Source organism: Bradyrhizobium sp. 2S1 (assembly GCF_011516625.5).
Lineage (GTDB): Bacteria > Pseudomonadota > Alphaproteobacteria > Rhizobiales > Xanthobacteraceae > Bradyrhizobium > Bradyrhizobium septentrionale.
In genome coordinates this window covers 1312370-1324935 of the sequence record NZ_CP147717.1, presented here as the reverse complement: position 1 = coordinate 1324935, position 12566 = coordinate 1312370, and the positions used below count along the sequence as shown (strand labels likewise).

Sequence of the window (12566 nt, the reverse complement as noted above, 5' to 3'; positions counted from 1 at the left end):
AACGAACTCCATAGCGGGGAGCCATCGCGAAAATGGCAGAACAGCTGTCCTTTATCGCGCGTGCAGCCCCGCAAAATTAATAGTATAGTTACTGAGTAAATTGTCCACTTATTAATTTTTAGTCGAACTGCGTCAGGCACTTATGCCTGTTTTCGGTAGCTCATCTGGCACTCAAGGTCCTGCGGTCTCGGCCTGGCGGTTCCGATCACCATCGAGCCACGACACGACAAAATCTTCTCAAAGGAGGGGATCGTGCGCATTCATTTGATTGTTCAATTGCTTGCAAGCTTCGTCCTGGCGCTCGCAACTCTTGTGCCCGGCCAGGTGCAGGCGCAAACCGAACCGGCCCAGCCCGCGGTCCAGACTTCTCAATTGAAATTCATCGGGAGAGTCGTGGCGGCCACCGGTTCGGTCACGATCGAACATGTGAGTGCCGTCGTCGTTCAGGCGGGGCTGCCTGACAAACTGCCTCAGACGCAGGTCGGCGACCCCGTCTATCTGGGCGATGTGGTGCAGACCGGAGCCGACGGACGGGTGGGGATCAACTTCACCGACGGCACCTCGTTCAATCTGTCGAGCAACGCCAAAATGGCCATGACCGAGTTCGTGTACGATCCAAACGGCAAGTCAAACTCGACCTTGCTCAAATTGACCAATGGAACGTTCACCTTTGTTGCCGGCAACATTGCGAAGACCGGCGACATGAAGATCGACACCCCCGTGGCAACGATGGGCATTCGAGGCACCACGCCACGCATCGAAATATCTGAGGATGGCACTGTGAAGTTCGCCACGCTCGTTGAAGAGGGCAAGAGCAAGGTCCGGAAGACCGGGACACGAACGACGCAGCAACCTGAGCAAAACATCCTCCACAAGTTCAATCCAAACATCTGTCGAGGATGCTAGGGCAGGTGCAGGCCTTTTCGAGCAAGCAAGGGCCGACATGAAACCTCGTGCAAGCGCCGGCGCAATTGTCAGCCTGATATCGCTTCTCGTTGCGATGCTCTTCGCCTGGCCGGCGATCGCGCAGAAGCCGAAGCCAAAGGACAACTATCTGCGGAATGTCGAACTGTGCAGCGGCCGCGACCGCGCGCCGCTCGACGCGCGCATTGGCGGATGCACGGCGCTGATCGATGCGGGGCAGGACATGACGACGGCTGGTCTGGCGATCGCCTACAACAACCGCGGCAACGCCTATGCCGCCCAGGGAGATTACGACCGCGCCATCCAGGATTTCGATCGGTCCATCGAGCTCAATCCGACCTACACCAAGCCGTTCAACAACCGCGGCGTGGCCTATTTCAGGAAACACGAATACGAGCTTGCGACTGCGGCTTTCGATCAGGCCATCAAGCTCAACCCGAACTACGGCCAGGCCTTCGCCAATCGCGCGGAAGCCTACCTGAAGACGAATGACTATGCCCACGCAGCGCAGGATTATGATCAGGCCATTCGCCTCGAGCCGAATCTCGAAGGCCTATGGAACGGACGCTGCTGGAGCCGGGCCGTCCTCGGCGCGTTGCAGGCGGCGCTGGAGGATTGCAACAGGGCGCTGCAATCGGGTTCGGCCAATGCCGCGACTTACGACTCGCGCGGCCTCATCTATCTGAAGACGCGACAGCTCGGCGCGGCGATCGACGATTACAGCGCCGCAATTCGGATCGACCCGAAGCTCGCAAGCGCGCTCTATGGACGCGGATTGGCGAAGCTGAAACAGGGCGACAGGGCCGGCGGCGATGGCGATATCTCGGCGGCCAAGGCGATCCAGGGCAGCATCGGCGACGATTTTGCACGCTACGGCGTGCAATAGGCGAACTTGGCCGACAGAGGCACAGCAAGTGCGGGTGGCCCGCTTCACGCCGCCACGCAGGTGCGGCCCGCCCGGCCGGCTAGTCCATGATCTCGACCGTCGCCGAACGGCCGGCGACCAGCGCGATGCGATCCGGCAGGTGATCGAGCGCGATGCGCACGGGAACGCGCTGCGCGAGCCGAACCCAGCTGAAGGTCGGATTGACGTTCGCGAGCAGGTTCGCGCCTTCCGTGCGGTCGCGGTCCGCGATGCCGGCCGCAATGCTCTCGACATGTCCGGTGAGCCGGACCGGCTCGCCCATCAACCGGACCTGCGCCTTGTCGCCGACGCGAATGCGCGCGAGCTTGGTCTCCTCGAAATAGCCTTCGACATGCAGCGTATCGGTGTCGACCAGCGCCATCTCGCCCTTGCCCGCGCTGACATAGGCGCCGGGCCGCAGATCCATATTTGTGATGGTGCCGTTCACCGATGCGTGCACCTCGCTGCGATCCAGATTGAGCTGTGCGACGGCGCGATCGGCGACCGCCTGATCATAGGCGGCCTTGGCCTGGAGCTGCGTGGCCAGCACCTGCTCCTGCTTCTGCTGCGACACCGCATCGGTGGTCAGCGCGCTGTAGCGTTTGAGGTCGGCGTCGGCCTGATCCAGCGTCGCGCGATGGCCGGCGACCGCAGCATCGGCCTGCTGCAACGCCAGGGCAAAGCGCGCGCGATCGATCCGGAACAGGATATCGCCGCGATGCACCGGTTGATTGTCCTTCACCAGCACGTCGGTGACGAAGCCGGAGACGTCGGGAGCGACCTGAACCACGTCGGCGCGGACCTTGCCGTCACGCGTCCACGGCGACTCCATGTAGTAGACCCACAGGGCGCGAGCGACGGCGAGCGCGGCGACGAGCGCGATCACGGTCAGCGCAACTCGGCCAAGCCAGACAAAATTCCCCTTCATGGCAGAAACTCCGAGAGATAGACGACAACGCCGAGCAGGCAGACATACAGGGCGAAATTGAACAGCGCGCGGTGCCACACCAGCCGGTAGAGCCCGAAGCGCTGCATGATCCGGCTCACGATGACGCTCAGCGCATAGGCCACGATCAGCCACAGCAGCAGCGCCGGGACCACGACACCGTAGATATCGAGCTCATATCTCATGCAGCAAAACTCTCCTCGGGCTGCGATCGATACGCGGGTGCATCCGGAAACAGGCCGCGGCGGATGCCGACGAGGCCGAGCAATGCATCGTCCCGGGCGCGCTCATTGGGATCCTTGACGACCGCGGTCAGCGCCGCATCGATGCACGACAGCAGTTCGGTCGGCATTGCCTCGTCCGCATGGCCGCGAAACGCCGCCGCGAGGTCGTCCAGCATGTCGTCGATGGCGCGCACGGTCGATGCGGCGAGGCCGTAACGGGCCCGCCTGAGATCGATGATGATGAGCCCGATGCGCAGCTGGACCAGGCTGTCGGCATCGCGGCGGTCGCTCTCGGAGATGAAGGCGATGCGCTGGGCCAGGAGTCCGAGCCGATGCAGCATCAGGCCGGCAAACTGCGCGCGGTCGCCGTGGCCGCGCCGCTCGGCCGCGATCGCGAGCGTCTGCCAGCTCGACGTCGTCAGCCGCCTGGCGATCCATTCGGCGCCGACGCCGCGCGCGATCCGGGTCACGATCTCGGCAATCACGATACCGAGGAAGAAGGCGACGGACGAGTTGGCAAAACTGGCAAAATCCGCGCTGTAGGTCGATTGCAGTGCGAGCAGCGTTGCGGTGTTGACAGCGAGAGCCATGCCGATTGGCGCGGTTTTCGGCCGCGCGATCAGGAAACCATACAGGAGGAAGGTCGGCGCCAGCGCGGCGATCAGGACCTCGACATGGGTGATACCCGGCACCAGCGCGAACTGATAGATCGCGACCACGACGATCGCGACTAGCGAAAACAGGCCGAAGGCCCGGATGCTGCGCGCCGGCTCATCCTGCGCGGCGAAGAAGGAGCAGGCGACCGCCGCCATCATCGGCGCCGAAGCGCCATCGGGCCAGCCGGTCGCGATCCACAGGCCGCAGCAGATCAGGATCGCCACCGCCGCCCCGGCGGCCGACCACAGCGCCATGCCGTGGTCGCGATGGCGGACCGGCGCGGCGCCCGATTCCGGGTGGAACGATAGCGCAACGGTGGAGATATCCCGGCCTGCGGTAATCGCATCGCCCAGCGCGCGGCAGTCGGCTGAGATGTCGATGAGCTCGCGCAGCCGGAGCAGCAGGCTGATCGTGATGATGCGCTCCCGCGGCGCGAGGCCGTCGAGCGCCGATTGCCGCTCGGCGATTGCGGCGCGGATCTCTTCACCGGATTGCCGCTGGCGATCGTCGTCCACGATTCATTCGGCGAGATCGCCGATCAGGCGCCGGAGCTCCGGCTGCCTTTGCAGCGCCGCCTCGCCGAGTGCGGCAAGCCGGTCTTCGATCGACGTGATGATCGGCAGCAGCATCAGCATGCGCAGCCGGACCTCACCGAGGCCGCGCACGGCACCGGCGTCGGCCAGCCGGTCATAGGCGAGATGGGTCGAGAGCGTATCGATCTCGACGATGTCGGTTGCAAGCCGGAGGCGCTGGGCCCGGCGCGTCTCGCTGGCCCCGCGATCAAGCAGCACGTCGCGGGACAGACCGCGCGCATCCGACAGCCAATTCCTGACGCGGCCGCCGACCGCAGGCGCAACGCTGCGGGGAAACACCACGGTGGACACCAGGCTCGCACACACGATGCCGAGCGAGATCTCCTCGACCCGCGCCAGCGCCACGTCGAAGATGCTGCCCGGGTCGGCCACCGACGGAAAGCCGATCAGTGCGACGGTATATCCGCCCAGCATGAAGATATAGCTGCGCGGTGTGCCGTCGAGCAGCGACAGGTAAAGGCAGAGCCCGACCCAGAGCGCGATCGCAAGGCACAGCAGCTCCGGCGCATTGACCAGGTTCGGCACCATGGCGACCGTCATGCTCGCGCCGACAAGGGTGCCGATCACGCGGAAGAACGCCTTCGAGCTGGTCGCGCCGGCGAGCGGCTGTGACGTGATATAGACCGTCGCCATCGCCCAATAGGGCCGCGGCAGATCGATCGCCAGTGCGACGACAAGTGCCAGCATCGACGCGGCGAACGTCTTCAAAGCGAAGATCAGGTCCGCGTGGCGGACCAGGAACGGCTCTTCCGCGCGCATGACTATTTCGCCTCTGCGGCAGTTTTCGCGTCCTGCAGGCGGCTCGCACGCTGTTCGATGCGCTGGAGCGTCTCGAAGGTTATCGCAAGTTTCTCGCTGTCGATATCCTTCAGCAGGCTGGCCCGCACGCGGCGCATGATACGGTTGATGTCCGCGGCCTTGGCTTGGCCGCTTGCGGTGAGATGCAGCGTCTTGGCGCGGCGGTCGGTGGGATCCTCGCGGCGCTCCACCAAGCCCTCGCTCGCGAGCAGATCGATCAGCCGCACCAGCGAAGGCCCCTCGATACCCAATTCGTCGGCGAGCACGCCCTGCCGGACGTTTTCTCCCTGCCGCGACAGCACCAGCAGCGGAATCGCAGTCGCGTCCGACAGGCCATGATCGGACAGCGCCTGATCCGACTCGCGGCGCCAGATCCGCCCAAGTCGGGTGATCAGGAGCCCGATTTCGGCGTGGACACGAGCTTGCGACGGAGCCATGCCGATTAGATAGGATACTAATGATTAGGCTGCAATCATATTCCCCGGAATATCTCCGTCGATCACGCAAAAGCGAACGCACTCTGCGGCGAGGACAGAGGCTTATGGTGTCAGACATGCTCGAAGAAAATTCATGGATTCGCGGCAGCAGCCATGGCGCCCACGATTAGATTCTTTTCGTGTGAATTTCGTCGGAACGTCCGCGCGTCGTATCCGCTACGGATCGAGCTCAGTATCCCAGTAGAGATAATCGAGCCAGCTCTCGTGCAGATAGTTCGGCGGGAACAGCCGGCCGTTGCGGTGCAGCTGATGCACGGTAGGGGCGTAGGGCGCCTGCTTCGGAAACATCCTGGCCTGCTGCGGTGTCAGATTGCCCTTGCGCAGATTGCAGGGCGAGCAGGCGGCGACGACGTTCTCCCAGGTGGTCTGGCCACCCTTGCTGCGCGGAATGATGTGATCGAAGGTGAGGTCGTCGGCCGACAGGCAATATTGGCAGCTGAATCGGTCGCGAAGGAAAACGTTGAACCGGGTGAAGGCGGGGTGGGTGGTCGGCTTGACGAAGGATTTCAGGGATACGACGCTGGGCAGCTGGATTTCGAAGGAAGGACTTCGTACCGCGCGGTCGTAATATTCGACGATGTTGACACGATCGAGGAACACCGCCTTGATCGCGTCCTGCCAGGACCAGAGCGACAGCGGGTAATAACTCAGCGGCCGGAAGTCCGCATTCAAGACCAGCACCGGCCAACCGCCTTGCGAGACATGTGCGTTCAAATAACGCTCCTGACTCCCATTAGCTGCGAAGCAGCATGCACTCACATACTACAGGCAGCGTGACGGGATTGTGAAGAGCAATGAGCGGCTTATCCGCCGCGCCCTGCCATGTTCCTGCCCCGATTGCCTCCCGCCCGCGAGGCCCGTAAAGGGAGCCGCAAGGCCGTGTCGGCCAGTGACGGACCCTGCCGATGACCACGACGTCAAGCTATCTCGAGGCGCCGCGCCGGTTGCGCGCATTCGTACGCGCGCACGAGACGAGCCTCGTGGTGCTGGCGGTATTGATCGGCGCCATTGGCGGCCTCGTGGTGGCGGTGATGAGCAGCCTGGTCACGGTGCTGCATTCGGTGCTGTTCAATCTGCCGCTGGGCGACCGGTTGTCGAGCCAGCCCAGCATCGATCCGCTGCGCGCGCTGCTGGTTCCCTCAATCGGCGGCCTGCTGCTCGGTATTGCCTTTCTTCTGCTGCTCCGGGTTCGGCCGGCCCGCGAAATCGATCCGATCGAGGCCAACGCGCTCTATGGCGGGCGGATGTCGTTCCGCGGCAGCGTGATCGTGGCGCTGCAGACGATCTGGTCGAGCGGCATCGGCGGCTCGGTCGGGCTCGAGGCCGGCTACACCCAATTGTCCAGCGGCCTGGCCGCCTCGCTCGGCCGCGGCTTCCACCTCCGCCGCAACGACCAGCGAATCATGGTCGGCTGCGGCGCTGCGGCGGCGATCGCCGGCGCCTTCAGCGCGCCGCTCGCGGGCGCGTTCTACGCTTTCGAACTTGTGATCGGCGGCTATACGCCGGCGAGCCTGACCCCGGTCGGCGTGGCGGCGGTGACCGGCTATTTCGTCGCCCACGCCTTCGAGCCGCTGCCGCTCGGCGTCGGCGTCGGAACTGTCGGCGACGTGCTCGGGCGGGATCTCGCGATCGCCGCGCTGCTCGGCATGGTCGCGGCCCTGACCGGGATTGCGATCATGCGCGGCGTGACGCTGTGCGAGGCGCTGCTCGCCAAGACCCGGCTCTGGCCGCCGCTGCGGCCGGCGCTCGGCGGGCTTGCCGTCGGTGCGATGGCGCTGCTGACGCCGCAGGTGATGTCGTCGGGCCACGGCGCGCTGCGCTTCGCCGGCATCGTGGCGATGCCGCTCGCCTTCATCGCCGGCGTGTTCGCGCTGAAGGCGGTGGCCTCGATCGTTTCGCTCGGCTCGGGCTTCCGCGGCGGATTGTTCTTCGCCACGCTGTTCATGGGCGCGCTCGGCGGCCGGCTGTTCGCGGCCGGCGTCGACATTGTTTGGCCGGGGTTGAACCTCGATCCCAGCGCCTATGCGGTGATCGGCATGAGCGCGCTGTCGGCCTCGGTGATCGGCGGTCCGCTCACGATGTCGTTCATCGCGCTGGAATCGACCGGCGACCTCTGGCTCACCACTGCGGTGCTGGTCGCGGTCATCATCTCGACCACGATCACGCGCGAGCTGTTCGGCTATTCGTTCGCGACCTGGCGGCTGCATCTGCGCGGCGAGACCATCCGCAGCGCCGCCGATATCGGCTGGATCCGGGATCTGACGGTCGGCAAGATGATGCGGCGGGACATGATAACGGTGGACGCCGCGATGCCGATCGAGGCGTTCCGCGAGGAATTTCCGCCGGGGTCGAAGACCCAGGTCGTCGCGATCGACGGCGAGGGACGTTATGCAGGCCTTGCGCTGGTCGCCGAAGCGCATGCGCCCGATCTCGAGGCCGACAAGGGGCTTGCCGGCATTCTGCGCTACGCCGACGTGATGCTGCATCCCGGCATGAACGTCCAGGAAGCGATCGCGGTGTTCGACGCGGCCGAAGCGGAATCGCTCGCGGTGGTCGAGGGCGATGGCGACCGGCGGCCGATCGGCCTGCTCACCGAAGCGCACGCGATGCGGCGCTATGCGGAAGAATCCGAACTGCGCCGCCGCGAGGTGATCGGCGAGATTTGATTTTCGCGGCCGATGGCCGGAGTAGAAAGCTGTTGATCACGTCGCAAGCTATCAGACCCGTCATCCTGAGGAGCGCGGAACGCGCGTCTCGAAGGATGCACGGCCACGGTCCGGGCCGTCGACCCTTCAGAGACGCGCGCGATGCGCGCTCCTCAGGGTGACGGAATGAGAGAGCCGAGCCCGACGCTACTCCTTCACCCTCTCCAGCTTCTGCAAGCACCGCGTCACGCGCACGGCGGCCGGCATCTCGGTGTCCGGAAAGCTGGTCTTCCAGTCGGTGACGCCGACTTCGCCGACATAGATGTCGCCGCGTGAATCCAGTGCGATGCCGTGCGGCGCCAGGAATTTTCCGGTCTCCACGCCCGGGCCGTGCTCGCCGCCGAGCCGGGCGATGCGGTTGCCCTTGTGGTCGACGATCGACAGCCGCGGGCCGAGATTAGGCACCTTGCGATTGACCGCCATGCCGGGGCCGAGCTCGCCGATCACGAAGTTCGGCTGCTTGCCGCCGCCGCAGCAACACAGCGCGCAAGGCCGGTGCAGATTGTTCCACTGCGTCTCGTATTTGCCGTTGCCGTCGAACACCTGGACGCGGTGGTTCTGGCGGTCGGCAACATAGACCCAGCCGTCGGCGTCGGTCGCGATGTTGTGCACGATGTTGAACTGGCCGGGGTCGGTGCCGGGCTCGCCCCAGGTCTTGATGAGTTTTCCGTCAGGCGTGTATTTGTGGACGCAGGCATTGCCGTAGCCGTCGGAGACATAGATCTCGCCCTTCGGCGACAGCGCGGTATGGGTGCAGCGATGGAACGGCTCGCCGCTCATGAACGGCGCCGGCTTGTTCGGGATGCCGATCGTCAGCATCACCTTGCCGTCGGTCGAGCACTTGCGCACGGTATGGTCGCCGTCGTCGGTGCAATAGAGATTGTCGTCGGCGTCGATGTGCAGGCCGTGGGCGCGGGAGAACACGCCTTCGCCCCAGCTCCTGATGAAATTTCCCTCGCCGTCGAGCACCACCATCGGATGTTCACCGCGGTTGAAGACATAGACGCGGTCCTTGCTGTCGACCGCGACGGAGGCGACATCGGTCAGGCTCCAGCCGTCGGGCAGTTTTGCGAAATTCTCAACGACGCGGTAGCGATGCTCGCCGGTGCCGAGGATGGTTGGCATTTTTGTTCCCCTCTCTTCTCGTCATTCCGGGATGCGCGAAGCGCAGGCCCGGAATCCATTTATCAGCGAAGATTGTGGCTTGATGGATTCCGAGCTCGATGCTGCGCATCGCCCCGGAATGACGATGTTGGTTATGTCAGCCTCGCCACCGGCCCGACGTCGCGTGGCAACAAGCCCTCTTCGATCGCCTTGATCTGCAGCGCGAGGGTGCGCGAGTTGATGCGGCATTGCGCGAGGCTGCCGGCGATGAACCACAGGCCCGGCTGTGGCGTGCGGGTGTACATGTTGCGCAGCTCCTGGCCGTCGCCAAAGCCCCAGATCGGGCCGACGCGCACAGCCATGGCTTCGCCGAACAGTCTCTTCACCAGCTCTTCCTGCGGCCGGTAGCCGGTCGCGAGCACGATGAGGTCGGCCGCAACCGTCTCGCCGTTCTTCAGCCGCGCGCCTTCGCTTACGAAGGTCTCGATGTCGGAAAACTGCTTCAGGGCGACCGCGCCGCCCGCGACGAGATCGGAGCAGCCGACGTTGAAATAATAGCCGCCGCCGCGGGTCAGGTACTTGAACTGCCAGCCGGTGCCGCCCTCGCCGAAATCGAGCTTGAAGCCCTTGCGCGCGAGGCCGTCGAGCAGCGGCTTGTCGAGCTCCTTCGACTGCTCGGTCATCAGCACATGGCTGCGCTTGGCGAGCGCCAACGGCATCGAGGTTGCGATCAGATCATTGTCCTCGAGCGAGCCTTCATTGTAGGCGGCATAGGCAAGCTGCGCCGACGGCTCGATATTGGTGACCAGCGTCGAGGAGCGCTGCACCAGCGTGACCTCGGCGCCGGAGGAATGCAGGTCCTGCGCGATGTCGTGACCGCTGTTGCCGGTGCCGATCACCAGCGCCCGCTTGCCGGCCCAATGCTCGCCGTCCTCGTAGCCGCTGGAATGCATGACCTTGCCGACAAAGTTCTTCAGCGACGGGATGTTAGGCACGCTGGGAATGCCGCTGACGCCGGTCGCCATCACGACATGGCGCGGCTGCATTTTCCGTGTCGTGCCGTCGGCGCGGCGCAGCTCGATGGTCCAGCGTCCCTGCGCGTCGTCATAGCTGCCGCCGACAAACTCCGTGCCGGTCCAGAAGTTCAGCTCCATGGCGTCGACATAGGATTCGAACCAGTTGGCGAGCTTGTCCTTCGGGATATAGGTCGGCCAGTTCGGCGGGAACGGCATGTAGGGCAAATGATTGACCTGCACCTGGTTGTGCAGGGTGAGTGCGTGATAGCGCTTGCGCCAATTGTCGCCGACGCGCGCCTCGCGGTCGACGATCAGCGCGTCGATCTTGAGCTGTTGCAGCCGCGCGGCGATCGCAAGCCCGGCCTGTCCGCCGCCGACCACCAGCACGTCGGGGTCGCGGCCGGCATAGTCCGCGGATGCCTTGCGCAGGTCGAGCCAGTTGGGTCCGCGGAAGTCGCGGGAATAGGCTTGCCCACGCGGCCTTGTGTTTCCCTGCTGTTCTTCAAAACCCTTCAATTCCTCCAGCGCCGTCAGCAGCGTCCAGGCCTTCAACCGATCGTCATCGGCCGCATCGGGGACCAGCCGCACGATGCCGTGGCCGCGGCCGACAGCCGTCTCGAACTTGAAGATCGCCTCGATCGCATGGGTGCCGGCGCGCATCACCCGGCGTGGCGCGGCGCGCTCGGCGTCGATGCGGAAATTATGCGGCGCACTGCGACGCGCGTGTCCGGGCATCTCTTCGAGGATCGCAAAGGCGCGGTTGATCGTCTGGATGTTCCAGCTCAGCGCCAGCACGTCGCGCCAATAGCTGTCGGGATGGAACAGCGGCTTCAGCAGCACATCTTCGGGGCTCGCCAGCGCATCCTCGAACTGCACAAGCCAATTGTCGGCGGCGACCGAAATATCGTCCGTCTTGTCGAGCATTGAGCGTTTCTCGCCATCGGCCGCCTTGGTGCGGCGTTCCCATTGCCGCAAAGCCTATACCCATCCGAAGGCATGCAGAAAGGGCGTGACGGGATATCGCCTATTCGGCCAGCGACAGGATCAGGCCTTGATCGGGCGGGACGCGGCCCTGCAGGGTATCGAGATAGGCCTCGCGCACCGCGGCCGGGCCGCGTCGCTCGACGACCTCGAGCCAGTCGGGCAAATGCGGCACGAGCTCGGTCCAGGCGGCGCCGAAGCGCTGGTCGATGCCGCCCGGGCCCCATTCCTTGGCGCGCTTGCGGATCTGGTCGGGCGCGAAGAACCACACCGGCTTGGCACCGGGCAGCGTGGGCTCGTCGGCCTCGTTGGCGCGATGCGTCAGCCCGACCCTGCCGGAATAGACCATCTGTGCGCCGAAGTGCCGGTGCAGGGTCTCGCGCAGCGCGCTGTTGCCAGCCATATCGACATAGGCGGTAGGCTCGGCCGGCGGGATCGCGCTACCTGGTCATAGGTGACGACCTCGTCATAGCAGCCGAGCGAGCTGACGAAATCGACATTGCCCTTCGACGTCAGCCCGATCACCCGGATGCCCCGTTTGTGCAAGAGATGGGCAAGCCCGAACGCGGTCTTGCTCGAGGCCGACGACAGGATGACGCGGCGCGCGCCGTAGAATTCGTTCTCGGCGAGGGAGTCGTCGACCAGGAACGACAGCATGAACAAGGGCAGCAGCAGCGCCCGGAAATCGCCCTGCCGGCCGGCATAGGTCGGATCGCCGGAGACCCGGGCGTAGGCGTTATAGACCGGTGAGACCTCCTGCCGGTGCGCGGCGCCATCGCGCAGGCCGCGCTTGCTGACGCCGGCGGCCTCGATGACAAGATGGGTCGCCATCGGGAAATAGCCGAACAGGGTTTCGCCGACCGTGACGTTCGGATGCTTCGAGGCAAGCACCTCGCCAAAGCCCCACACCGGGATGATGCCGTAGCCGTCTGGCGCCGGGAACAGCTGCCAGTATTTCAGCTGCTCGCCGATCACCGCGTAGGTGATGTTGTTGGCGGTGAACGCGAAACGGGTCACCTTGACCAGCAGCGCGTCGGCCGGCAGCGCCGCGGCATCGGGCAGCTCTGTCTCGATCACCTTGCACTGCTGCAGGTCGTTGCGGATGACGATGAAGTCGGTGGAGTTCATGGCGATGATCCCGGCCTTGGATGAGCGCCGGCATCGTTGCGTGGATCGCCGGCCCTTTGCAACAGCAACAAAGTTTCAAACGCCGTTCG

Annotated in this window: 9 protein-coding genes and 2 pseudogenes; 3 read left to right on the top strand and 8 right to left on the bottom strand. The window is 64.7% G+C overall.

The annotated features are described in order from the left end of the window. Positions 1-252: 252 nt before the first annotated feature. Positions 253-906, top strand: coding sequence for a FecR family protein (locus HAP54_RS06440; RefSeq protein WP_224741364.1), 654 nt, complete (start codon positions 253-255; stop codon positions 904-906). A 37-nt stretch (positions 907-943) separates the two neighbouring features. Then, positions 944-1810 carry a tetratricopeptide repeat protein gene (locus tag HAP54_RS06435; protein WP_166299134.1) on the top strand — a complete coding sequence of 289 codons (867 nt, stop codon included), beginning with the start codon at positions 944-946 and terminating at the stop codon, positions 1808-1810. Positions 1811-1889: 79 nt separating this feature from the next. On the opposite strand, the gene HAP54_RS06430 is transcribed toward HAP54_RS06435, so the two are convergent. The 5 genes and pseudogenes from HAP54_RS06430 to HAP54_RS06410 form a co-directional block, all read right to left on the bottom strand. Continuing rightward, entirely contained in the window at positions 1890-2756 is an 867-nt protein-coding gene (locus HAP54_RS06430) for an HlyD family secretion protein (protein ID WP_166299133.1), read from the bottom strand. Further along, positions 2753-2959: a DUF1656 domain-containing protein gene (locus tag HAP54_RS06425; RefSeq protein WP_166299132.1), complete on the bottom strand. Its 207-nt coding sequence runs from the start codon at positions 2957-2959 to the stop codon at positions 2753-2755. The genes HAP54_RS06430 and HAP54_RS06425 overlap by 4 nt, the downstream gene beginning before the upstream one ends. Further along, positions 2956-5007: pseudogene (locus HAP54_RS06420) on the bottom strand (FUSC family protein). The gene HAP54_RS06425 and the pseudogene HAP54_RS06420 overlap by 4 nt, the downstream one beginning before the upstream one ends. Before the next feature lie 2 nt (positions 5008-5009). Then, positions 5010-5483 carry a MarR family winged helix-turn-helix transcriptional regulator gene (locus HAP54_RS06415; protein ID WP_166299131.1) on the bottom strand — a complete coding sequence of 158 codons (474 nt, stop codon included), beginning with the start codon at positions 5481-5483 and terminating at the stop codon, positions 5010-5012. 216 nt (positions 5484-5699) lie between these two features. Then, on the bottom strand, positions 5700-6257 hold the full coding sequence (locus HAP54_RS06410; protein ID WP_166299130.1) for an HNH endonuclease: 558 nt from the start codon (positions 6255-6257) through the stop codon (positions 5700-5702). Between the two features lie 191 nt (positions 6258-6448). Here HAP54_RS06410 and HAP54_RS06405 point away from each other — a divergent pair, with 191 nt between their 5' ends. Next, the gene (locus HAP54_RS06405) at positions 6449-8209 is read left to right on the top strand and encodes a chloride channel protein (protein WP_166299129.1); all 1761 of its coding nucleotides are present in this window, start codon (positions 6449-6451) and stop codon (positions 8207-8209) included. Positions 8210-8395: 186 nt separating this feature from the next. Here the strand turns inward: HAP54_RS06405 and HAP54_RS06400 are convergent, their stop codons facing one another. The 3 genes and pseudogenes from HAP54_RS06400 to HAP54_RS06390 all read right to left on the bottom strand — a co-directional run bounded on the left by HAP54_RS06400 (position 8396) and on the right by HAP54_RS06390 (position 12477). After that, positions 8396-9373 carry a peptidyl-alpha-hydroxyglycine alpha-amidating lyase family protein gene (locus tag HAP54_RS06400; RefSeq protein WP_166299128.1) on the bottom strand — a complete coding sequence of 326 codons (978 nt, stop codon included), beginning with the start codon at positions 9371-9373 and terminating at the stop codon, positions 8396-8398. A gap of 131 nt (positions 9374-9504) precedes the next feature. Beyond that, positions 9505-11292 carry a flavin-containing monooxygenase gene (locus HAP54_RS06395; RefSeq protein ID WP_166299127.1) on the bottom strand — a complete coding sequence of 596 codons (1788 nt, stop codon included), beginning with the start codon at positions 11290-11292 and terminating at the stop codon, positions 9505-9507. Positions 11293-11392: 100 nt separating this feature from the next. Further along, positions 11393-12477 (bottom strand): annotated as a pseudogene (locus tag HAP54_RS06390) (DUF2855 family protein). Between the last annotated feature and the right edge of the window lie 89 nt (positions 12478-12566).

Excerpts from the sequence above, each read along its gene's own strand:
- HAP54_RS06435 (WP_166299134.1), top strand. The coding sequence starts at position 944 with ATGAAACCTCGTGCAAGCGCCGGCGCAATTGTCAGCCTGATATCGCTT.
- HAP54_RS06430 (WP_166299133.1), bottom strand. The coding sequence starts at position 2,756 with ATGAAGGGGAATTTTGTCTGGCTTGGCCGAGTTGCGCTGACCGTGATC.
- HAP54_RS06425 (WP_166299132.1), bottom strand. The coding sequence starts at position 2,959 with ATGAGATATGAGCTCGATATCTACGGTGTCGTGGTCCCGGCGCTGCTG.
- HAP54_RS06415 (WP_166299131.1), bottom strand. The coding sequence starts at position 5,483 with ATGGCTCCGTCGCAAGCTCGTGTCCACGCCGAAATCGGGCTCCTGATC.
- HAP54_RS06405 (WP_166299129.1), top strand. The coding sequence starts at position 6,449 with ATGACCACGACGTCAAGCTATCTCGAGGCGCCGCGCCGGTTGCGCGCA.
- HAP54_RS06400 (WP_166299128.1), bottom strand. The coding sequence starts at position 9,373 with ATGCCAACCATCCTCGGCACCGGCGAGCATCGCTACCGCGTCGTTGAG.
- HAP54_RS06395 (WP_166299127.1), bottom strand. The coding sequence starts at position 11,292 with ATGCTCGACAAGACGGACGATATTTCGGTCGCCGCCGACAATTGGCTT.